20 protein-coding genes are annotated in these 21,698 nt (G+C 61.4%); 4 read left to right on the top strand and 16 right to left on the bottom strand.

Translation table 11 applies throughout. The features are described from left to right. Nucleotides 1-99: 99 nt before the first annotated feature. From AC4CWH_RS06340 to AC4CWH_RS06315, 6 genes are read right to left on the bottom strand one after another with little or no spacing between them, the layout of a single operon-like run. The gene (locus tag AC4CWH_RS06340; protein ID WP_491320864.1) at nt 100-1,104 is read right to left on the bottom strand and encodes a phosphotransferase enzyme family protein; all 1,005 of its coding nucleotides are present in this window, start codon (nt 1,102-1,104) and stop codon (nt 100-102) included. Nucleotides 1,105-1,112: 8 nt separating this feature from the next. Next, nucleotides 1,113-2,396 carry an aspartate aminotransferase family protein gene (locus tag AC4CWH_RS06335; RefSeq protein ID WP_491320863.1) on the bottom strand — a complete coding sequence of 428 codons (1,284 nt, stop codon included), beginning with the start codon at nt 2,394-2,396 and terminating at the stop codon, nt 1,113-1,115. Nucleotide 2,397: 1 nt separating this feature from the next. After that, complete coding sequence (locus AC4CWH_RS06330) at nt 2,398-3,759, bottom strand: aspartate aminotransferase family protein (RefSeq protein WP_491320862.1); 1,362 nt, start codon at nt 3,757-3,759, stop codon at nt 2,398-2,400. 17 nt (nt 3,760-3,776) lie between these two features. Further along, nucleotides 3,777-4,427 carry an HAD family hydrolase gene (locus tag AC4CWH_RS06325; RefSeq protein WP_491320861.1) on the bottom strand — a complete coding sequence of 217 codons (651 nt, stop codon included), beginning with the start codon at nt 4,425-4,427 and terminating at the stop codon, nt 3,777-3,779. Then, entirely contained in the window at nt 4,424-5,692 is a 1,269-nt protein-coding gene (locus AC4CWH_RS06320) for a Tm-1-like ATP-binding domain-containing protein (protein ID WP_491284941.1), read from the bottom strand. The genes AC4CWH_RS06325 and AC4CWH_RS06320 overlap by 4 nt, the downstream gene beginning before the upstream one ends. A 20-nt stretch (nt 5,693-5,712) precedes the next feature. Beyond that, the gene (locus AC4CWH_RS06315) at nt 5,713-6,480 is read right to left on the bottom strand and encodes an IclR family transcriptional regulator (protein ID WP_491320860.1); all 768 of its coding nucleotides are present in this window, start codon (nt 6,478-6,480) and stop codon (nt 5,713-5,715) included. A gap of 313 nt (nt 6,481-6,793) precedes the next feature. Here AC4CWH_RS06315 and AC4CWH_RS06310 point away from each other — a divergent pair, with 313 nt between their 5' ends. Next, nucleotides 6,794-8,248 carry an APC family permease gene (locus AC4CWH_RS06310; protein WP_491320859.1) on the top strand — a complete coding sequence of 485 codons (1,455 nt, stop codon included), beginning with the start codon at nt 6,794-6,796 and terminating at the stop codon, nt 8,246-8,248. Between the two features lie 75 nt (nt 8,249-8,323). Further along, the gene (locus AC4CWH_RS06305) at nt 8,324-9,802 is read left to right on the top strand and encodes an aldehyde dehydrogenase (RefSeq protein WP_491320858.1); all 1,479 of its coding nucleotides are present in this window, start codon (nt 8,324-8,326) and stop codon (nt 9,800-9,802) included. Nucleotides 9,803-10,085: 283 nt separating this feature from the next. Here the strand turns inward: AC4CWH_RS06305 and hpaI are convergent, their stop codons facing one another. The 9 genes from hpaI to AC4CWH_RS06260 all read right to left on the bottom strand — a co-directional run bounded on the left by hpaI (nt 10,086) and on the right by AC4CWH_RS06260 (nt 19,410). Continuing rightward, nucleotides 10,086-10,892 carry a 4-hydroxy-2-oxoheptanedioate aldolase gene (gene hpaI, locus AC4CWH_RS06300; protein ID WP_491320857.1) on the bottom strand — a complete coding sequence of 269 codons (807 nt, stop codon included), beginning with the start codon at nt 10,890-10,892 and terminating at the stop codon, nt 10,086-10,088. Nucleotides 10,893-10,908: 16 nt separating this feature from the next. Continuing rightward, nucleotides 10,909-11,709, bottom strand: coding sequence for a 2-oxo-hept-4-ene-1,7-dioate hydratase (hpaH, locus tag AC4CWH_RS06295; protein WP_491320856.1), 801 nt, complete (start codon nt 11,707-11,709; stop codon nt 10,909-10,911). A gap of 1 nt (nt 11,710) precedes the next feature. Next, complete coding sequence (locus tag AC4CWH_RS06290; RefSeq protein WP_491320855.1) at nt 11,711-12,583, bottom strand: fumarylacetoacetate hydrolase family protein; 873 nt, start codon at nt 12,581-12,583, stop codon at nt 11,711-11,713. Nucleotides 12,584-12,596: 13 nt separating this feature from the next. Then, nucleotides 12,597-14,051, bottom strand: coding sequence for an NADP-dependent succinate-semialdehyde dehydrogenase (gene gabD / locus AC4CWH_RS06285; protein ID WP_491320854.1), 1,455 nt, complete (start codon nt 14,049-14,051; stop codon nt 12,597-12,599). A 90-nt stretch (nt 14,052-14,141) separates the two neighbouring features. After that, nucleotides 14,142-15,122 carry a 3,4-dihydroxyphenylacetate 2,3-dioxygenase gene (hpaD, locus tag AC4CWH_RS06280; protein ID WP_491320853.1) on the bottom strand — a complete coding sequence of 327 codons (981 nt, stop codon included), beginning with the start codon at nt 15,120-15,122 and terminating at the stop codon, nt 14,142-14,144. 63 nt (nt 15,123-15,185) lie between these two features. Further along, nucleotides 15,186-16,703, bottom strand: a complete 1,518-nt coding sequence (gene hpaE, locus AC4CWH_RS06275) for a 5-carboxymethyl-2-hydroxymuconate semialdehyde dehydrogenase (protein ID WP_491320852.1) — start codon at nt 16,701-16,703, stop codon at nt 15,186-15,188. A gap of 106 nt (nt 16,704-16,809) precedes the next feature. Then, the gene (locus tag AC4CWH_RS06270) at nt 16,810-17,202 is read right to left on the bottom strand and encodes a 5-carboxymethyl-2-hydroxymuconate Delta-isomerase (RefSeq protein ID WP_491320851.1); all 393 of its coding nucleotides are present in this window, start codon (nt 17,200-17,202) and stop codon (nt 16,810-16,812) included. Between the two features lie 116 nt (nt 17,203-17,318). Further along, the gene (locus AC4CWH_RS06265) at nt 17,319-17,834 is read right to left on the bottom strand and encodes a flavin reductase (protein ID WP_491320850.1); all 516 of its coding nucleotides are present in this window, start codon (nt 17,832-17,834) and stop codon (nt 17,319-17,321) included. Nucleotides 17,835-17,844: 10 nt separating this feature from the next. Beyond that, entirely contained in the window at nt 17,845-19,410 is a 1,566-nt protein-coding gene (locus AC4CWH_RS06260) for a 4-hydroxyphenylacetate 3-hydroxylase N-terminal domain-containing protein (RefSeq protein ID WP_491321369.1), read from the bottom strand. A 98-nt stretch (nt 19,411-19,508) separates the two neighbouring features. On the opposite strand from AC4CWH_RS06260, the gene AC4CWH_RS06255 reads away from it, so the two are divergent. Together AC4CWH_RS06255 and hpaR are read left to right on the top strand one after the other, a co-directional pair. Then, nucleotides 19,509-20,435 (top strand): helix-turn-helix domain-containing protein, encoded by a 927-nt coding sequence (locus AC4CWH_RS06255; RefSeq protein ID WP_491320849.1) that lies wholly within the window; start codon nt 19,509-19,511, stop codon nt 20,433-20,435. 72 nt (nt 20,436-20,507) lie between these two features. Further along, nucleotides 20,508-21,011, top strand: coding sequence for a homoprotocatechuate degradation operon regulator HpaR (gene hpaR, locus AC4CWH_RS06250; protein ID WP_491284913.1), 504 nt, complete (start codon nt 20,508-20,510; stop codon nt 21,009-21,011). Between the two features lie 138 nt (nt 21,012-21,149). Here hpaR and AC4CWH_RS06245 read toward each other — a convergent pair whose 3' ends face one another. Further along, nucleotides 21,150-21,527 (bottom strand): LysR substrate-binding domain-containing protein, encoded by a 378-nt coding sequence (locus AC4CWH_RS06245; RefSeq protein ID WP_491320848.1) that lies wholly within the window; start codon nt 21,525-21,527, stop codon nt 21,150-21,152. Nucleotides 21,528-21,698 lie beyond the last annotated feature (171 nt).

The raw sequence follows: 21,698 nt of genomic DNA, 5'->3' as shown, positions 1-21,698 counted from the left end.
AGCATGTTAACAATTTTTGGCGAATGTCAAATCCTCCCGCGCCCGCAATGGGGCGGGCGACGGCCCATCGCAAATTTGCCTGACCAAAGTCGCCAGACGTCAGGCGACCTCACCCGCCAATGCCAATGTATCGGCGACGTAACGCTTGAGCCGCTCGGCCGTATCCGGCATGTCCAAGCGATGCCCGGCCCAGCCGATATAGGTGACGCTGCGCAACAACATGAACAGGGGCAGCGTCTCGAGGTGGTTATCCGGCAGCGATCGGACGGTGCGATAACCTTCGATCAACGCCGCCGCCATCAGGGGATAGGCCGGTTCGTCCCGGTTCTTGAACAGCGCCGTCGCGATGTCGAACATGCGCCAGCCATGGCCGCCATCATCGAAATCGATCATCTCGATCTTGTCGCCGTCGATGAGCACGTTTTCCCGCACCAGATCTGCGTGGATCAGACCGTAGTCGAGCCCCAGGGCGCCGCTCTCCTCCACTCGTTTTCGTAGACTGTCACACAACTCGCTTAGGCGTCGTGCCTCCTCTGGCGACAAGCCGGGGCAATCCCAGAACCGTCCCCAGAGCGGCGTCTCCCCGAGCAACCCGTCAACATTCCAGGCGGGACGGACAAAGGACGCAGACGACGCCCAGGCATCGCTGATCGCATGCATCCGCGCCATGGCGTCACCCAGCGCCCGGAAGATCCCGACGAGCGCATCCGGTGTATGGGACAGTGGCACACCAGACCGACCGAGTGGTGCCCCCCGCATCCAGCTGACGATATCGGCATGCTGGCTGGCGAAATCATGGCTTTCATCCAGGCCGATGATATGACGTCCATCCGTGGTCGCCACGGGCACCGGAACCCGCAGACCGGCTTCGCCCAAGGCAGCCATCCAGGCCAGTTCCGAAACGAGTGCAGGCTGACCGTGATAACCCGGCCGATGCAGCCGAAGAGCCGCCGGCTCGCCATTGGCAAGGCGGATGCGAAAGACTGCATTTTCGCGATATTTGAGAAGTTCCGGCGTTTGTGCGGCAAGCCCCCAGGCAGCGAGCGCCTGCTGGGCGCGCGCTGTCAGTGCCTCAAGCGTCGGAACGCTGTTCTTGTGTTCCATCTGCGCTGTCACAGCCCCGCCAACACGTCGTCAAGAGTGGAGAGCATCAGGTCGGCATTGTCCTTGGAAAAGGGCATGGGCGGCCGGATCTTGGTGGCGCATTGGTGGATGCCGAGCTTGCCCATCAGCACGCCCCGCTGACGCATCTCGTTGATCACCCGTGTGGCGATATCGGCGGCACCGGCTTTCGTTTCCCGATCGAGCACCAGTTCCGCACCGAAAAACAGACCGTTGCCACGCACGTCGCCGATAATGTCGTGTTTTGCGGCCAGCCGCTTCAAGCCATCCTTGGCGTAAGCACCGACGATGCGGGCATTCTCCATCAGCTTCTCGTCCTCGATCACATCGAGAACCGCCATGGCCGCCGCACTCGACACCGGATTTCCGCCAAACGTGTTGAAATAACGGAAGGCCTTGCGGAAGGCATTGAGCGTATCGGCATTGGCGACAACGCCGCCGACCGGATGGCCATTGCCCATCGGTTTGCCGAGGGTCACCACGTCGGGCAGGATGCCGATGCGCTGGTGACCCCACATGTGACCGCCGGTCCGGCCGAATCCCGGCTGAACTTCGTCGCAGATGACGAGACCGCCCGCCTTGCGCACGGCAGCGACAGCCTTGTCGAGGAAGCCTGCCGGCAGATCCGGAAAACCCTCATTGGCGAAATACGGGCAGATGATCAGCGCGGAAAAGCCGAACGGGCTTTCCTGCAGCGAGGCGATCGCCTTTTCCACCTCTGCGGCAAAGGCTTTCGCAAAGGCGTCACCGGGCTCGCCACCAAGCGGGCGATAGCTGTCAGGCGCCGGAACATGGCGGACATGGCCGCCATAACCGCCGACGGGGGGCATGCGGATCGAGAGCTGCGACACGGCCGTGGTATTGCCGTGATAGGTGAAGTCGGTGGCAATGACACCCGTCTTGCCGGTCACGGCCTGCGCCATGCGCAAGGCCACGTCATTGGCCTCGCTGCCGGTGCAGGTCATGATCGCCGTGTCGAGGCTTTTGTCGAAGGTGGCCGTCAGCCGCTCGACATAATTCAGGATGCCCTCGTGCAGATAGCGCGTATGCGTGTTCAGCGTCGAGGCCTGGCGGGTGATCGCCTCGACCACGCGCGGATGGCAATGGCCGACATGCGGCACATTGTTGTAGCAGTCGAGATATTTGCGGCCATCGGCATCCCAGAGCCAGACGCCCTCTCCGCGCACCAACTGGACCGGATCCTGATAGAACGTCGACATGTTACGGCCCAAAAGCCGCTCACGGCGTGCCAGCAGGGTTGCGTTATCGGTCATCTCACTTACCTCCCGCGGCCGCAGTCAATCCGGCATCGAGAGCCGCAAGAATGCGGTTCACATGCTCGGTGGTGATGATCAGGGATGGGGAGACGATGACGTTGGTCCCGGACGTGCGCACCATGACGCCGGCCTCATAGGCCTTGTCCTGCACGGTCTGGACCACGCCCTTTGAAGCACCCGTTTTTGTCGCGCGATCGCTGACCAGTTCGAGTGCGCACATCAGCCCCTTGCCGCGCACGTCACCGATCAATTCATGCCGGGTCTGGAGTTCGCGCAAGCCCGCCAGCAGTTCCTCCCCACGCGCCCCGGCATTGGTCGCGACATCGAGACGCTTGGTCTCCTTCAGCGTCGCGAGCGCGGCTGCGGCCCCCACCGGATGGCCGGAATAGGTATAGCCATGGCCAATCGTGCCGAGCGTATTCTTGTTCGCCTCGAATGCCTGGGCGATCTTGTCGGCGATCATCACGGCGCCGAAGGGGAAATAGCCATTGGTGATGGCCTTGGCCGTCGACATCATGTCCGGCTTCACGCCCCAGAGGCGCGACCCAGTCCATGCACCGGTGCGGCCAAAAGCAGTGATCACCTCGTCGGCGATCAACAGGATGCCGTGTCGGTCGCAGATCTCGCGCATCAGCGGCATGAAGGTTTCGTGCGGCACCATGATGCCGCCAGCACCCAGCACCGGCTCCATGATGAAGGCCGCGATGGTATCAGCGCCCTGGAAGGCGATCTCGTCCTCGAATTGCCGGCCGATGGCAGCAGCAATCTCGGCCGGATCGTCTGTGCCGAAGGGGTTGCGATAAGCGTAAGGCGCGGCCAGATGCGAGACGCCGGGCAGAAGCGGCTCGTAGTTGCGCCGGTTGTTGGCATTGCCATTAACCGAGGCGCCGCCGAAATGCGTGCCGTGATAGCCCTTTTTCAGCGCAACGAACTTGGTGCGTTCCGGCTGACCATTGACCTTGTGATACTGGCGGGCGAGCCGGAGGCAGGTCTCCACCGAATCCGAACCGCCCGAGGTGAAGAACGCCCGGGTCAAGCCGTCCGCCTTGAACCATTCTGCAAGCTCATAGGAAAGCTCGATCAGCGGCGGATGCGTCGTGCCACGAAAGGCCGAATAATAGGGCAGTTCTTCCAGCTGCTCACGGATCGCCTGCTTGATCGGCTCCGAGGAGTAGCCGAGATTGACGTTCCACAGCCCGCCAACACCGTCCAGCACCGTCTTGCCATCTATATCAGTGATTTCGACACCGGATGCCGCCTTGATGATGCGGGGCGGATTGGCCAGCATGTCGGCCGGATGCGCCATCGGATGCCAGGCGTGACGAGCATTGTTTTCAGTCAGAAAGTTGGTTTCGCGCATGGCGCCGTCCTTTTTTCTCAAAGTCCAAGCATGGAGAGGGCGCGGGCATAACCGTCCGCGGGGCGTGTGACGTCGAAATGCACACAGGGCAGATCAACCGCCTGCGCACCTTCGATATTCTTCAACTGGTCGTCGACGAAGACGCAGGCCTGGCGATCCAGGCCGACCTCGGTGATCACCTGCTCATAGGCACGGGGATCCGGCTTCAGGATCTTCGTATAGGTCGCATCAACGATCACATCGAAGAGATCGATCAGCGGAAAACGCTTGCGGAACTCGACGCCGTAGAACAGGTCGAGTTCGTTTGACAGGATGGCGAGCTTCAACCCGGCCGCCTTCGCCCGGGTGATCGCCTCGCGCGCTTCGGGGCGCAGGACAAGTTCGGCCTCGGCACCGCGGGCCCGCTGTACGAAGGTCTTCATGTCGGTCCAGTCTTCGCCGACGAGACGACCGACTTCGGCGGTCCGCGTCATCCAGTAGTCACGCTCGGTGATCTCGCGGTTCTGCATGGAGACCCAGAGCGGATCGGTTGTCGTGTCAAAAGGACCACGCCAGCAGAGCGTGCCGGCCGGCAGACCGAGCGCCCGCTCGGTAATGTCGTGGGTCTCGAACAGCGTGCGGGTCACAACGCCGCCGAAATCGAGGATGAGAGCACGGTTGCCTGTCATGGTCTGCCTTCCGGAATAATGCCTTCGGAAACCCAGGCGTCAAAGACGGCAAGGGCCCGTTCAGAAAAAAGAGGAGAATTGATATGGGCCTCGACCTCGTGCAGCGTCACGCCAGCCGGGATCGCGCTGCGCATGGCGACGTTGAAGGCCGCCAGGCCATCCGGATCGTGCAGCGGCTCGCCCGGCAGATCCCAGGCCTGCACCCCATGCAGGGGCAGGAGAAAGGCAACAGGCGCCGTTGCATGCGACAGTTTTTCGCCGATCAGGGCCGCAGTCGCCCGTCGCCCGTCCTGCGATGTGGTAACCGAGCCGATCAGTCGGTTATGCGCATGATAGGGCCGTTCTGCCAGCGCAGGCGGGCGGACCTGCCAGGAAGGCATATCCACCATGTCCATGGCCCCCGGCGCTACCAGCTGCGGAATGCCGAAACGCCCGGCGTTTTCCAGCCGATCCGGGCCTGACGTGACCACCGTACCGTTCTGGTGATTGACGACTTCCTGCATGCAGAAATCGAAAACGGCGGCAAAACCCTTCTGAGCGGCTATCGCCTCGTAGGCCCGCCCACCCATGCCGGTGGAGTGGAACACGGCCACTTCATAGCCCCGACGCTCCAGTTCCGGACGCAGATGTTTCATGTAGCGCAGGCAACTCGCGCCGAGCGAGGTCATGCCGATGAGAGGGCGCTCCTGCGACGGTCTGACGCTGGTGCGCGCAGCCCCCACAACAGCGCCGCAGGCCTGGGAGAGCACGGCGCGGCAAATGCCGTTCAGCCCATACAATCCGCCCGCCCACAGGATCATCATCAGATCCGGCGCAATACGCTCAGGCGGAACAAGGTGCGAATAGGCAATGGTGGACGCGACAAATTTCGGCACGCCAAGCGGCAGAGCCGCCGCCACATCCAGCGCAAGATCAGTGCCCATGGAGCCGCCGAGTGCAATGATCGCATCCGCCTTGCCGGCGGCATGCAGCGCCTTGGCAAGCGTCGCGGCACCAGCCGACATCAATTCCATCGCCGAATGCTCGTCGCCGCTGCCAATGATCGCCTCGATCGTGGTGCCGGCGGCGGCTGCAATGTCATGGCGCGAATAATCCGGCCGATACGGCGGGTCCGAGAGGACGCTGACATCGACCATGACCGGCTCGCCGCCGGCCTGACGGATGATATCGGCCATGAACTGCAACTCGTCCGATTTCGTGTCACCCGTTCCGATGACGAGGATATTCGGTGTATGCGTGCTGGCGGTTGGTGCTCCAGGGCTCATTCAACTCGGTTCCCATGTTTTTATTGTCGTGTTCCCGAGGGTCTTTCCGACCCGTAGTATTTTTCTGAAATGCGCTTAGCGGCGTCCGTGACGGAGGCACCGAAACGGGCAAGGGTCGTTGCCTTGGCCCGCGCAACGGGCGCCGCGATGGTGATCGTGCCGATCGGCTGACCGCTCGGAGAAAGGATCGGTGCCGCCGTACTGACAACACCGACCTCCATGCCCTGGTCGCCGACCGAATATCCACGCTCGACCGTCTCCTGCAGCATCCGTCGCAGGACGGCTGCATCCGTCACGGTGTGGCTGGTGAAGCTCTGAAGCGGCTTGGCCAGAACGGCCTCAATCAGGCTGGGCGACGAAAACGCCAGAAAGGCCAGACCCGATGCGGTCGCGTGAAACGGCAAATAGGTGCCGACCTCGACGATCACCCGATGCGCGCGCGGCGAGTCCTCCACATGGATCGTCGCCAATCGCCCGCTGGCAAATTCCGACATGTGGACCGTCTCTTCCGCTGCCTCCACCAACGCCTTGACGAAGGGAACGGCTACGCGCAGCAGCGGATATCGCGCTTCCCGGATGCGGGCCAGACGGACCGGTGCCGCGCCAATCCGGTATTTGCGGGTCTCCGTGTCCTGCTCGACGAAGCCGTGTTTTTCCAGCTCCACCAGCAGGCGGCGGGCTGTTGCCTTGTCCAGATTGCACAGCCGCGCGATGTCCGTCAGTCCCGAATCTGTGGTCAATTGCGAGAGGCTGTCCAGCAGGGACAGGGCTTTGCCAACGGTGCTCATAAGGTCTCTCCTTGTTCGCTTCCCCAGACCCGCACGCCAAACACCTGAGTTCCGTTCCTCATCGCATGTCGATCGCTATTCCACCCAAGCGGCGGACGCAATCTACTTAACATGCGAATTAACTTGACAGGGTTGATCGATGTTTGCAAGTCTATATTTGAAGCTATGGTTCACTATACGAACCGATAGCCCGAACAGCCGAAAACCACAACAAAAATGATCGGCATGCATCGGAGGAGGCTTCGAATGAGGAAATGGCTTCGGCACTGCCGGGGCAACGTCTGGTTATCGCAACAAGGGGAACGTTAGCGACATGGACAATCAATTCTCGCAGAGCGCAGGCGGGCAAAACCAGCTGCGCAAGAATAGCCTCGGCGTAGGCGCCGTCACATTCCTGGTGGTTTCGGCCGCGGCACCCCTGACGGCAGTTGCCGGTGGCGTTCCGCTGTCCATGTTGCTCGGCAACGGAGCCGGCATCCCGCTGACCTTCCTTCTGGTCACGGGCATCCTGATCCTGTTTGCCGTCGGTTATGTCGCCATGGCACGCCATATCCGCAACGCCGGCGCCTTTTATGCCTATACCGCACAGGGTCTCGGCGGCATGATGGGTGGGGCGGCAGCCCTGATTGCCATCCTCGCTTACAACGCCATGCAGATCGGCGTTTTCGGCCTCTTCGGTGCCGCCACATCCGGTTTTTTTGCCGGCATGGGACTGGAACTCCCCTGGTGGGTCTGGACCTATATCGGCATCGCCATCGTCGCCGTTCTCGGTTATCGCAGCGTCGATCTGTCGGCCAAGGTTCTGACCGTTCTCGTCATCCTGGAATACCTCGTCGTCCTGGTCATTGATGCGGCCATTTTCTTCAAGGGTGGCAACAGCGGCCTTTCGACCGTGCCCTTCACGCCCACGGCGATGATGAGCGGAACGCCGGCCATCGGCATCCTCTTCTGCTTTGCCGCGTTCATTGGCTTCGAAGCAACCACGATCTACAGCGAGGAAGCCCGCGAGCCGCACAAGACCGTGCCGCGTGCCACCTATAATTCCGTTCTGATCATCGGCCTCTTCTATATGCTGACCTCGTGGTTGATGGTCGTCGGTGCCGGTGTCGACAAGCTCGTGCCGGAACTGCAAGGCCTTGCCGATCCGACGACCTTCCTCTTCGGCCTGGCCGAGCGGTATGTCGGCGCCTGGATCATCCCGATCATGAACACGCTCTTCGTCACCAGCCTGTTTGCCGGCGTGCTCGCCTTCCACAATGGCGTTGCCCGTTACATGTATGTTGCCGGTCGTGAAGGCCTGCTGCCCAGGGCAGTCGGTACCACCCACCCGCTTTTCCAGAGCCCGCATGTCGGCTCGGTGATCCAGACTGTCATTGCCGTCCTGGTGATCGCGCTGTTTGCCGCCACCGGCCAGGATCCGGTACTGGCGCTGTTCTCGTGGCTGACCAATGTCGGAACACTGGCAATCATCCTGTTGATGGCCTTTACGGCGTTTGCCATCGTGGCCTTCTTCAGCCGCAACCCAGGCCTGGAAAACAATGTTCTGGTCACCAAGGTGCTCCCGGTCGTCACCGGCGCCATCCTTTTGGCCCTGGTCATCTACATCGCCCTCAACTTCGGGGGCATCGCCGGTGCAAGCGGCTTCCTTGCGGTGTTCCTGCCGGGCCTGGTCGCAATCGCCGCCATCATCGGCTTCATCGCGGCAGCGCGTCTGAAGTCGACTGACGCCGCCCGCTTTGCCCGCCTTGGGGCTGGTCAGTCCGCCTGATCGGTGGATGACGGATTGAATGACAACGCCTGGCGGGCATCTTGCCCGCCAGATTTCCAGGCGCGAGGAACACGTATGCAGGACAAGATCAATCAGCGTCGGGTGCTTAACATCGCCCCGCAGGCACTGTTCATCGATGGCGCGTGGCGAGAGCCACAAACTGGCGCCACAATGGATGTCATTTCGCCGATCGACGGCCAGAAAGTCACCACCATTGCCGATGCGGCAGCAGCCGACGTCGATCTCGCCGTCAAAGCCGCCCGCAAGGCCTTCGACAAGGGCCAATGGTCAAAGGCCGCTCCCGCCGAGCGCAAGAAGGTGCTGCTGCGCATTGCAGAACTGATCGAGCGCGACGCGCTGGATCTCGCCGTTCTGGGCGTGCGCGACAACGGCACAGAGATCAGCATGGCGCTGAAGGCCGAACCCGGCAGTGCCGCCGCAACCTTCCGTTATTATGCCGAGGCCATCGACAAGGTCTATGGTGAGATTGCACCGACCGCCCCGAACGTGCTCGGCCTGATCCAGCGCGAACCGGTCGGTGTGGTCGCCGCCATCGTGCCCTGGAATTTCCCGATGATGATCGGCGCCTGGAAAATTGCCCCCGCGCTGGCCGCCGGCAATTGCGTCGTGCTGAAGCCGGCCGAAGGCGCATCGCTGACGCTCCTCAGGCTTGCCAGCCTCTGCGCCGAGGCCGGGCTTCCAGAGGGCGTCCTTAATGTCGTCACCGGCCGCGGCGCCGTCACCGGTGAAGCGCTCGGCCTGCACCCTGATATCGACGTGCTGGTCTTCACCGGCTCGGGCGGTGTCGGCCGCCGCCTGCTAGAATATTCGGCGCGTTCCAATCTGAAGCGGGTTTATCTGGAACTGGGCGGCAAATCGCCCAACATCGTCTTTGCCGACGCACCCGACCTCGACAAGGCGGCAAAGGTTTCGACCTCAGGCATTTTCCGCAATTCCGGACAGGTCTGCGTGGCAGGGTCACGACTGCTGGTGGAAAAATCCATTCACGAGGAGTTTGCGGAAAAGCTCGCCACGCTCGCCGCCGCCATCAGGGTCGGTGATCCCTTGTCCCTGACAACCGAATCCGGCGCCATCGCCAGCGAAATCCAGCTCAAGAAGGATCTCGGTTTTGCCGCGCAGGCCGTGTCGGAAGGTGCTCGCCTGCGGACCGGCGGAAAACGCATTCTCGAGGAGACCGGCGGTTTCTACATGCAGCCGACCGTGGTCGACGTGACCCCGGACATGACGCTCGCGCGCGAAGAAGTCTTCGGCCCCATCCTCTCGATCATCCCCTTCGAGACGGAAGAAGAGGCGCTGCAGATGGCCAATGCCACCGATTACGGTCTGGCCTCTGCCGTCTGGACATCCAATCTCTCCCGCGCACACACCATGGTGCGTGGCATCAAGGCCGGCGTCGTGCACGTCAACACCTATGGCGGCTCTGATAACACCGTGCCACTCGGCGGTGTCAAACAATCCGGCAACGGCCATGACAAGTCACTGCATGCACTGGAGAAATACACCGATCTGAAGACCGCCTGGTTTCAGCTGTGAACGCTGCAGTGACGACAAGAGAAGGGGCTGCCGCTACGGGCGGCCCCATTTATTTCCTCTCCACCGCGCCCGGCATCCATGGCATGTCATGCGGAGAATTTTCGCATCGGCCAGGCGGCGTGTCAGCGAGAGAAACCAGCAAGCACACGGTTGCCGTTTTCGTCAGCGGGTCGCAGTCGCGTCGCATCCACGACAACAGTGCAAGCCTCTGCCGGCATCCACCGGTTTCGAACGGACAAGGCGCAATGCTGCAACCGCCACACCGGCCGGAGCATGAGGCTTCTCAATAAACCTTGGCCTCCCCGGCGCCCTTGGTCGGTTCAGCACCCCTGAAATCGGCAAGCAGCTTGCTGGTGGCATTTGCGAAAAGTGTAACGTCATTGCCGATGGCAACAAAGGTGGCTCCAAGGTCGACATAACGTTTTGCCAGCGCCAGATCACCGATGAGGATACCGGCGGCCTTGCCATGCGACTGGATCTTCAAAAGTGCCCGCTCGACCTCAGCCTGGACTTCAGGCGCCCCGGGTTTGCCGAGATACCCCATGTCGGCGGCAAGGTCAGCCGGGCCGATAAAGACGCCATCGACGCCCTCGGTTGCTGCAATCTCGTTGAGGGCAGCAAGGCCGGCCCGGCTTTCGATCTGCAACAGCAGGCAGATCTCATCATTTGCCGTCTGCAGGTAATCCGGAATGCGGGAAAAGCGCGAAGCGCGCGCCAGCGCTGCCCCCACGCCGCGCACGCCATGCGGCGGATACCGCGTCGCCTTGACCAGCTCGGCCGCCTGCGCGCCGCTTTCGACCATGGGAATGAGCAGCGTCTGCGCGCCGATATCGAGCAATTGCTTGATGATCCAGGTCTCGCCGATCGGCGGACGGATGATTGCATGGCTCGACGAGCCCTTCATCGCCTGCAACTGCGCGACCAGAAGCGGAATATCGTTCGGCGCATGTTCGGCGTCGAGCAGAAGCCAGTCATAACCGGCATCCGCCGAGATCTCGACCGTATAGGGATTGGCGAGCGCCTGCCAGAAACCGATCTGGGTCCGTTTTTCCCGGAGCGCCAGCTTGAAGGTGTTTTGCGGTGCGGGCATTGCCTAATCCTTATCCTTACGCGAAAAACAGGCTGACGGTACCGTAAGGGCCAAAGTCGCCGACAATCGTGTCCCCGTGCCGGGCCTCGATCGGGCGAATGAAGGACCCGGCCAGAACCACCTGCCCCGCCTCGATGCCATCGCCATACTGCGCAAGCCGGTTGGCAAGCCAGGCGATACCGCGCGCCGGCTGGTTGAGGACACCGGCACCAAGGCCGGTTTCCTCGACTTCCGCGTTGCGCGAGACGATGGCACCCATCCAGCGCATGTCGATCTGGTCGGGGCGCACGGCGCGTCCGCCAGTGACGATGCCGGCGTTGGCGGCGTTGTCCGAAATCGTGTCGAAGACGGTGCGCGTCTTCTTCGTCTCGGGATCAACACGAAGAATTCGAGTATCGAGGATTTCCAGCGCCGGCGTCACGTAATCGGTGGCGTTCAGCACGTCAAAGACTGTCACCCCCGGCCCCTTCAGCGGCGCCTTCATGACGAAGGCGATTTCCGCCTCGATGCGCGGCTGGATGAAGCGGTCCTTGGGGACAGTCGCGCCATCCTCGAACACCATGTCGTCGAACAGCACGCCGGAATCGGGGATATTGATGTTGAGGGCGTATTGCATGGCCTTGGAGGTAAGTCCGATCTTCCAGCCGATCACCTTGCGACCGGCCGCGATCTTCTTTTTTACCCATGCCCCCTGGATGGCATAGGCGTCGTCCATGCCGATGGTGGGGTGTTTTAGGGACAAAAGGCCGGTCTGCACACGGCTACGCTCGGCTTCGTCCAGCGCTGCGGCTGCCGCTTCGATGTGCTCTGGGGTCATGTCAAAACACCTCGTCGGCAATGGTGTTGCGCAACAGGCCGATCCCGTCAGCCTCGACCTCGACCACGTCGCCCGGTTTCAGCCAGATCGGCGGATCGAAACGTGCGCCGGCCCCCGTCGGCGTCCCGCAGATGATGACGTCGCCGGGAACCAGCGTTGTGAAGGTGGAGATGTAGTTGATGATCTTGGCGAAGGAGAAGATCATCCGGCTGGTGCGATCCGATTGGCGAACCTCGCCGTTGACGCGGGTCTCGAGCTTGATGTCAGCAAGCTGGCTTTCGTCGGTGAAGGGCACCAGCCACGGCCCAATCGAGCCGGAGGCGTCGAAATTCTTGCCCTGCGTGACGTTGAACTTCGCGTGGCGCACCCAGTCGCGCAGCGTGCCTTCATTGCAGAGCGTCAGTGCCGCGATATGCGAAAGCGCCTCCTGTTCCGGAATGCGCCGGCCACCCTTGCCGATGACGATGGTGATTTCGCCCTCATAATCGAGCTGGTGGCTTTCCGGCGGACGGATCAGCGGCCGGCCATGGCCGGTAAAGGAACGCGGAAACCGGATGAACAAGGACGGGTTCGGCGGCGCCGCCTGCCCGTCCTTGTATTCCTCATTGCGGTCCGGAAAATTCACGCCGACGCAGATGATCTTTTCCGGCGCCAGCACCGGGATTTCATAGGTGATCTCGCTTACCGGAAAGTCCGGTGCGTGGCCTGCGACCGCGTCCAGAAGCTCGGTGAAGGCATTGGCCTCCACCACCTCGCGCAGCGTCGGATATTTCGCGCCGAACCGGGCTGACAGGTCGATCAACCCATCGCCAACGATCAGGCCATAACCTTTGCGCGTGGATGTGGAAAAACTGGCAAACCGGGGATAGGTCATGGATGGGCTTCCTTTACTGGATACCGCCGAGGCAGACATATTTGATCTCGATAAAGTCATCGATGCCGTATTTGGAGCCTTCGCGTCCAAGCCCCGAGGACTTGACCCCGCCGAAGGGCGCTTCGGCCGTGGAGATGAGGCCGGTATTGACGCCGACCATGCCGTATTCCAGCGCTTCGGCGACGCGGAAGACGCGGGCGAGATCCTTGGCGTAGAAATACGAGGCGAGGCCGAATTCCGTGTCATTGGCCTTGGCAATGACATCCGCCTCGTCCTTGAAGCGGAAGAGCGGCGCGACGGGACCAAAGGTCTCCTCGGTGGCGACAGCCATCTCCTGCGTGACATTCGCGAGGACGGTCGCCTCATAGAAGGTTCCGCCGAGCGCATGCGACTTGCCGCCCTGCAGGATCGTCGCGCCCTTGGACACGGCATCGGCCACATGCTCGCCGACCTTCTTGAGGGCAGCCTCATCGATCAGCGGACCGAGCACCACGCCTTCGTCGAAACCGTTTCCGGTCTTCAGCTTGCCGACGGCGGCAGCAAGTTTTTGGGCAAAGGCGTCATAAACGCCGTCCTGCACATAGAGCCGGTTGGCGCAGACGCAGGTCTGGCCATTGTTGCGGAACTTGGCAATCAGCGCCCCTTCGACGGCCGCATCAAGATCCGCATCATCAAACACGATGAACGGCGCATTGCCGCCCAGCTCCAGCCCGAGTTTCTTGATCGTCGGGGCCGACTGACGGTAAAGCTCGGCGCCGACTTCGGTCGAGCCGGTAAAGGTCAGCTTGCGCACGATGGGGTTTGCGGTCATTTCGGCGCCGATCTCGCGCGCAGACCCGGTCAGCACGCTGAAGAGCCCTTTCGGCAAACCGGAACGTTCGGCCAGCACCGCGAGCGCGATGGCCGAAAACGGCGTCTGCGAAGCCGGCTTCAGCACCATGGCGCAGCCGGCTGCGAAGGCCGGACCGGCCTTGCGGGTAATCATGGCATTCGGGAAATTCCAGGGCGTGATCGCCGCCACCACGCCGATCGGCTGCTTCATCACGAGGATGCGCTTATCCTTCTGGTGGCCGGGAATGATATCGCCGTAGACGCGACGCGCCTCCTCGGCAAACCACTCGATAAAGCTTGCCCCATAGGCAATCTCACCCTTGGCCTCCGCCAGCGGCTTGCCCTGCTCCAGCGTCAGGATGCGACCGAGATCCTCCTGGTTTTCCATCATCAGGTTAAACCAGTTGCGCAGGATGCCGGCACGCTCCTTGGCGGTCCGCGCTGCCCACTCAGCCTGCGCCACCTTTGCTGCGGCAATGGCGGTTTTCGTTTCCGCCGTGCCAAGCCTTGGAACGTGGCCGATGACGGCGCCGGTCGCCGGATTGGTGACGGCAATGGCGTTGGCCGGATCAGCCTCGATCCAGTCGCTGCCGACCAGCGCTGCATGGCGAAACAGGGTGGGGTCGTTCAAGGTCATCGGGAGGATCCATCGCTTGCGGTGAGGAACAATAGGGGTTCAAGGAGGGAAACCTGCGCCAGCACCCCTCCCCGTTGTCAAGCGTCGCGATCACGGCGCGATGATCGGTTGCCCCTTGAGGTCGGATGCCCGCACGGCCGTGCCGGCGAACAGGCTGCCATGCTCGAACCAGGATTTTGGCGCAGGCGCACCCCATAACGTCTGGCGCTGCGGATCCTTGAGATCCCATTTGATCGGTTCGAGGTCCGGATCGACCGTCTGATAGTCCGAGCAGTATATCTCGATCCGATGGCCATCAGGATCGAGGATATAGAGGAAGAAGGCATTGGAAATGCCGTGACGGCCCGGGCCGCGCTCGATGTTCTTCACCCAGCCGGTCGTTGCCATCAGGTCGAGCAGATCGATGATGTTGAGCGGTGTCGGCACCCAGAAGGCCGTATGGTGCAGGCGCGGGCCCGTTCCGTTGGTAAATGCGAGGTCGTGAACGCCGCCCTTGCGATGCGTCCAGGCGGCCCAGAGACGACCCGTCTCCTCTTCGGCCGTGTATTCCGTCACCCGGAAGCCGATCTCGTTGTAAAAGGCGACAGATTCATCGACATTCGACGAATAGCAGTTGAAATGGTCGATGCGTAGCGGCTTCACGCCCCGGTAGAGGGCATATTGCTGGTGGATCGGCGGCAGGCGGTCCATGCGGGCATAAAATTCCAGGGGAATGCCGTGCGGGTCACGGGTGCGGAAGGTCCGCGCCTGATAGGGACGCTCCACCCATTCGACCGGCAGGTCCTTGCCCTTGAAGAAATGTGCAGCCTTGTCGAGTTCCTCCTCGCCATAGACCTTGAACCCAAGGTCGCGTGCTTCCGACACCTCGGACTTGCGCAGCACGATGCAGTGATGTCCACGCTCCTCCATCGCCCGCAGATAAATGACTTCGGGCGTCTCGTCCGTCACCTGCAGGCCAAGCGTATCGACATAAAACGCCCGCGATTTTGCGAGGTCCTTGACGCCGAATTCGACATGGCTGAGGCGCACGATGTTGAAGGGCGGGTAGAGGTTCGGTTGCGGTAGTGCCATGATGTTCTCCTCCGTCTGTCCGTCTTGAGAAGCGGACACATGTCTTGGTGCCTGGATTGATGATCAGCCGCCGAGCTTCTGGATGGCGTGGGGCGTGGTGGCGAAGGCAATGTTCTTCGTTTCCATGTAGAAATCGAAGGACCAGTCACCGCCGTCGCGACCGATGCCAGAATTCTTGATGCCGCCGAACGGGGTCGGCAGATGACGCACATTCTCCGAATTTACCCAGATCATTCCGGCTTCAAGCGCTTCCGTGAACCGGAAGGCACGCGTCACGTCAGAGGTCCAGAGATAACCGGTGAGGCCATACTGAACGTCATTGGCTATCGCCAGCGCTTCGGCTTCGTCGGTGAACGGGATCGCCGTCAGCACCGGCCCGAAGATTTCTTCCTGGGCGATGCGCATCTTGTTGTTGGCCCCGGTGAACAGCGTCGGCGAGACATAACAACCACCGCCCGGACCATCGAATTTCGCACCGCCGGCCGCGACCGTCGCACCCTCGGACTTGCCGATGGCGATATATTCGAGAACCTTCTTTTCATGCACGGGATGTACGAGCGGACCGATGACCGTTTCCGGGTCAAGCGGGTGACCGACCTTGATGCGCTTTGCCTTTTCCGCCACCAGAGCGGTGAACGTGTCGTAGACGCTCGCCTCGACCAGCAGGCGCGACGAGGAAGTGCAGCGCTCGCCGTTCAGCGAGTAGATCATGAACACGGCAGCGTCGGCTGCGCGCTCCAGATCGGCATCGGCAAACACGACCACCGGGTTTTTGCCACCCAGCTCGAAATGCACGCGCTTCAGCGTATCGGCACCCTGCTTCATGATCATCGAGCCGGTGCGGCTTTCACCAACGAAGCCGATGGCCTTGATCAGCGGATGTTCGGTCAGCGCCTTGCCGGCATCCTCGCCAAACCCGTTGACGAGGTTCCACACGCCCTTCGGCAGGCCGGCCCCTTCGGCGATCTCGACCAGGAGACGCGCGGTCAGCGGCGAAAATTCGGCCGGCTTGTGCACGATCGTGCAACCGGCAGCAAGCGCCGGCGCGATCTTCCAGGTCGACAGCATGAACGGCGTATTCCAGGGCGTGATGATGCCGACCGGACCGATCGGACCACGGGTCGTCATGTTCACCTGGCCGGGTCCACGAATGCTCTTGCCATCGCGCGCTTCCGGAGCCCGATCGGCAAAGAAGCGGAAGTTTTCAGCGCCACGCAGAGCAGCCTTCGCCATGAACTTCAGCGACTGCCCCGTGTCCATCGCCTCGACGAAGGCGATTTCCTCGGCGCGCGCCTCGATGGCGTCGGCAATCTTGTGCAGGAGTTTCTTGCGCGCATCTCCCCCCATGGCAGCCCAGGCCGGGAAGGCTTGACGTGCGGCCTTTGCGGCCAGATCGATATCGGCAGCCTTGCCATGCGCCACGCGCCCGAGCGGTTTTAAATCGACCGGCGAGATGGTCTCGAAACTCGCGCCATCGAGTGCTGCAACGGCCTGGCCGTTGATGTGATTGAGGACGCCGTCCTGCGCAAAACGGGCCAGATAGGCTTGCGCCTTCTTGATGTTGTCTTCGAGCTTCGACATGGGTCTCTCCGTATTTCGTTCTGCCAGGCACTGGCGTGCAGGCTCGCCGCCGGTGCCGCGTCATGTTCTGTGTGCGTGTGTTGAAATCAGCCCCTGAAAGCCGTTGTCAGCTGGATACCTGTCGCAGGCGCGGATGGATGGCGTTCTTTTTCCAGCTGAGATCGGGATCGATCTCGCGGATCTCCAGCGTCAGGGCAAAATGCGGCGTGGCAAACAGCCTCGACAAGTGCTCCGTCACCACCGCAAAGATCCGATCGCCGAGACGCTTGCGATCGTCGATGCTGCGGCCCGCCCCCATGCGGAACGACATATCGATAAAGGCATTTTCCGGCAGTCGATCGGCTATGGCATAGGCCTCGCAGCGCACTGCGCGCACCCTGACGGCCCCGATTTCGAACAGCCCGCTCTCAAGAATCGTCTCGAGAACGCGCCCACACAGGGCGTCGAAATCCACCTGCCCATCCAGGTTGGAGGAATATTCGAAGACGAAATGCGGCATGTATCCTCCACGCTGACTGGCATCCTGTCCAAAATGCCGGGCCAATTGGCCTCCCGCCAATATACTTAGCATGTTAAATATATTGGCGGGCCTGTCAAGCGGCGGCGGCGATTTTTTCAGCCCGCGAGTGAGACGGAAGGCGACGAGACATTGACAAAGCTGCGGTCGAAATAGAGGAGCGCATTGCCCCCCGGCCGAGACCGGATCTCCGTCACTTCGCCGATCAGGATATTGTGCGTTCCGATGAGCCGCGCCTCCTTCAGGTGGCAATCAAAGGACACGATGGCGTCCGCCAGCGCCTGGTTGCCGGAAGAGAGGTCTACCCACTCGGCGGCCGCATAACGCGACGCCATGTCGGCTTCGCGACCCGCGAAATAACCAGCGAGTTCTTTATGGTCGCCCGCCAGCACATTGACGCAGAAGCGGCGGTTTTCGAGGAAAAGCCCCGCCTGCGACGAACCACTGTTCATGCAGACCAGCAGTGACGGCGGCTCGTCCGTCACCGAACACATAGCAGTCGCGGTAAACCCGCCGCGCCCGGCGGGTCCATTGGTGGTGACGACATTGACCGGCGCACAGACGCGCGCCATCGCATCACGAAATTCGCTGCGGGCAACAGGAACGTGTGTCATGGGCCCGCCCTCACTCAGCTGCGTCAAGCAAGCTGGCACGGTCGCCACCGAGCGGCTGCAGCCAGGTGTCACCGGTCCAGCCGTGTTCGTCATAGTCACCCATGCAGGTGTCGACGAGCGCTTCCATGTCGCGCAGGATCGTGCCCTTTTCCGCACCCTTGAGCACCTGCAGGCGCACGTCCTCCGGCGAACCGGCATAGTTTAATTCGTAAAGTGCGTGGCGACCGCCGAATTCCGTGCCCGTGGCATCCCAGAGCAGTTTCATGATCTTGATGCGCTCGATATGGCCCATGTCATTGGAGCCGCGGACATATTGCGCCAGATAGCGATCAATTTCCGGGTTGGCAAAATCCTTGGCCGAGGACGGCAGGTAGATGAGACCGGAGGCAATCGAACGGCGGACGATGTCGATGATCCGCGGATAGGCTTCGGACATGAAGGTTCTGTAGCACAGCGCCGCCTCGAGATTCGGAAGCTTGCCCCCCCCCACCCAGTCGACCGGGTTGCGGGCCATCGTGTCGGAGAAGGCCTTGAACTTGTGGCGAAGCGCAATCACTTCGCCCAGCATCGCCTGATTACCCCGGAAGGCGTCGCCGCCGGTGGCCCGCAGCGCCTTGGCGAGCAGGCCGGCAAGGAATTCGAGCTTGACGACGAAACGCCCGCATCCCTGGAAGCAGAAGCCCTGCATGAAGCCGGACAGGACGGTAAATGACAGGATGCGGCGGGCATCCTTGTAAATCAGCACGTCTTCCCAGGGCACGAAGACATTGTCGAGCACCAGGATCGCGTCGTTTTCGTCAAAGCGCGACGAGAGCGGATAATCGAACGGATGCGCCGTCAGGTTTGCGGTTTCCTCATACGAGGTCCGGCAGAACATCTTGACGCCAGGCGCGTTCATCGGCGCGATGAAGGTGAGCGACAAAGACGGATCTTCGGTGACCGTGGCCGAGGCCTGGGCGAGCAGGTTGTAATGCGTCAGGGCCGAAGAGGTCGCCACCACCTTGGCGCCTGAGACATAAATGCCGGCGTCGGTTTCGCGGGTCACATGGACGAAGACGTCCTTGACCTGTTCAGCCGGCTTGTGGCGGTCGATCGGCGGATTGACGATGGCGTGGTTGAGGAAAAGCCCGGCTTCCTGGGTCCGATCATGCCATGTCCGGGCATTGCCGGCATAATCGCCATACCATTCGGCATTGACCGAGAGCGTATTCATCAGCGAGGCCTTGTAATCGGCCGTACGCCCCATCCAGCCATAAGACATGCGTGCCCATTCGGCGATCGCCGCCTGCTGACCGACGAGATCGTCCACAGACCGGGCATGCTTGAAGAACTTGTGCGTATAGCCGCCATTGCCGGTATCCGTCGGCGTCGTCAGGATTTCCTTCTTCGCCGGATCGTGCAGGGCATCGTAGAGCCGCGCCAAAGAGCGAGCGGAGTTGCGCATCGACGGGTGCGTCGTGACATCCTTCACGCGCTCGCCGTTGATATAGACCTCGCGGTCGTCGCGCAGCGATGCCAGATATTCTGCACCGGTGAACGGGCGCGTCTTGTCCGAGCGAAAATCTTCGGCTTTCATCATCTATCCTCCCTTGACGATGATCAAAGCCTAGACCTTGCCAAGCGGGTCATCCATGGACAGAATGGGGAAATCGATTGCACTTTTTCAGGAATTGCATGGCCGAGAACGTTCCAAGTTTTTTCGTCTACGGCGAACCGGACCGACCGCTCGATATCGGCTTCCTGCATGTGGAAACGGTGATGGAGCGGCGACAGCTGCATTCCGGCGCGGTTGCGGCCCACAAGCACGATAGAATGGCGCAGATCACCTTCTGGACCAGCGGTCGCGGCATGTATTTTATCGAAGACCAAAGATTGGACTTTGTCGCACCCGCCGTGAGCTTCGTGCCGAGTGGCATTGTGCATGGGTTCACCGTCGAACCGGATGAGACGGATGCCCTTGTTGCCTCCGTCGCGGACAGTGCCATGGGCCCCATCTCCGCCCTCTCAACACTGCCTTTCGACCGACCTGTCCTGGTATCCGGCCAATCTCAAGATCCGGCCTGGGCGAAATTGCACGACATAATGAAACGGCTGCACGACGACTATCGCTGCGGCATGCCGGCAGCCCTGACCGCGCTCCTGGCCGTGGCGACCAACGACATTGCGACCCTGGCCCGGACGGCACACACGCAGACCCAGACCAGCAATGATCTCGCCCAATCCTTTCGCCGTCTGGTCGATCGCAATTTTCGCGACAACTGGCCGGTGGAGCGGTATCTCATGACGCTGGCCACCACGCAGCATTTGCTCGCAAAGGCATGCAGAGAGGCCTTCGGGCTCAGCGTCAAGGCCTATATCGATGAGCGCCGGCAGTTGGAGGCCAAGCGCCTACTGCTCTTCACCGTCCGATCGGTCGAGGACATAGGATACGAGATCGGCTTTCACGACCCCGCGTATTTTTCCCGCTTTTTCCGCACACGAACCGGCTTGCCACCAGGTGAATGGCGCGATGAACAAGCCAACCGACCCAAAGCATCGATGGCGCAGACGTCTGCTCCGGTTGGAAATTCCGTCAATGGCGAGAAACCGCAACAAAGATGACGGAAACGCTTGCGAACCGCAGCAGAATAGAACAATGAACCTGATTACGACATCAGCAAAGAGCGGATTGGAATGGCTGACGGACCTCTGAAAGAGGAGGCTGGACCGGTGGAGGGCATGGCCGCGCCCCGTGCCACGCGGCGATCGCTTCCCATCACGCTTCTGCGCGCTCGCGAGGCCGTGATGAGCCATTTCCGCCCGATGCTGGCAAAACATGATGTGACGGAGCAGCAATGGCGCGTTATTCGCGTTCTCCATGAAGCCGGGACCCTTGATGCCTCGGAGGTGGCCGAACGCGCCTTCATCCTCGCGCCCAGCCTGACACGGATGATCCGCTCACTGGAAGAGCGCGACTTCATTTCGAAACACAAGGACAGTTCCGACGGCCGCCGCGTCCTCCTGCGGATCGCACCGGCCGGAGAGACCATCATCCGCGCCGTTATGCCCGACAGCCGCAAAATCTACCAGGATCTCGAAAGCCGCTTCGGACGCGAGCGCATGGACATACTGCTCGAACTTCTCGACGAACTGGCTTCTTATGGCAGCGAAGGGGACATGTCGCTGGGCGACGATTGACATACGGGGGAAATTCACCGCCCCATCAGAGGGAGGCGGCTGGGCTTTCAGGTCTAAAGTCGTTGGGGGTGCCTGACTGCGCGCAGACTTGTACAATTCGGCGCCTTTATGAACCCCTCATCCCCTGCCCCAGACGCATCAGCACGCGCATACACAAGTGAGATAGACGGCACGAAGGCGCAGGATCAGGTGGCGCGTGCCGCTGGAACGGGCGACGAATAGGTCGGATAGGCAGCACACCAAACCCCGTTCGGCAAATTGACAGGCGATGACACCATTGGTCGCTTCAAACCGGATTTTGAGCGTATTGCCGGATTCGCGACACCGCCTTTCAAGATGCTGGCGAATAATCGAGCGGGGATGGGTGGCAATGACATCAGTCGCGACATCGTCCTCGAAGGTCACGACATCGAGGCGCGCCAGGGCATGTTCGGAACGCATCGCAACCATCGCATCGCCCCGCAAAAGCCTTCCGTCTCGAAAGCCGAATGCGAGAGGGGCATGATGCTGATCCAAAGGTCGAAGCTCTCCTGTCCGACCCGGGTTTCTATATCCAGACGAACCCTCGCGCGGACGGTGTGCCGGCCGTTGCGCATCCATTCCATCGGCTTTTATGCCTGGCTTCGCAGGGCTTTGAGCAAGCAGGCTCGTGAAGCCGTGCAGCATTAGCTCTTCCGCAGACACCGC

It is taken from the genome of Neorhizobium sp. PAMB6716, assembly GCF_058242805.1.
This window is presented reverse-complemented; position numbering and strand designations above follow the sequence as displayed.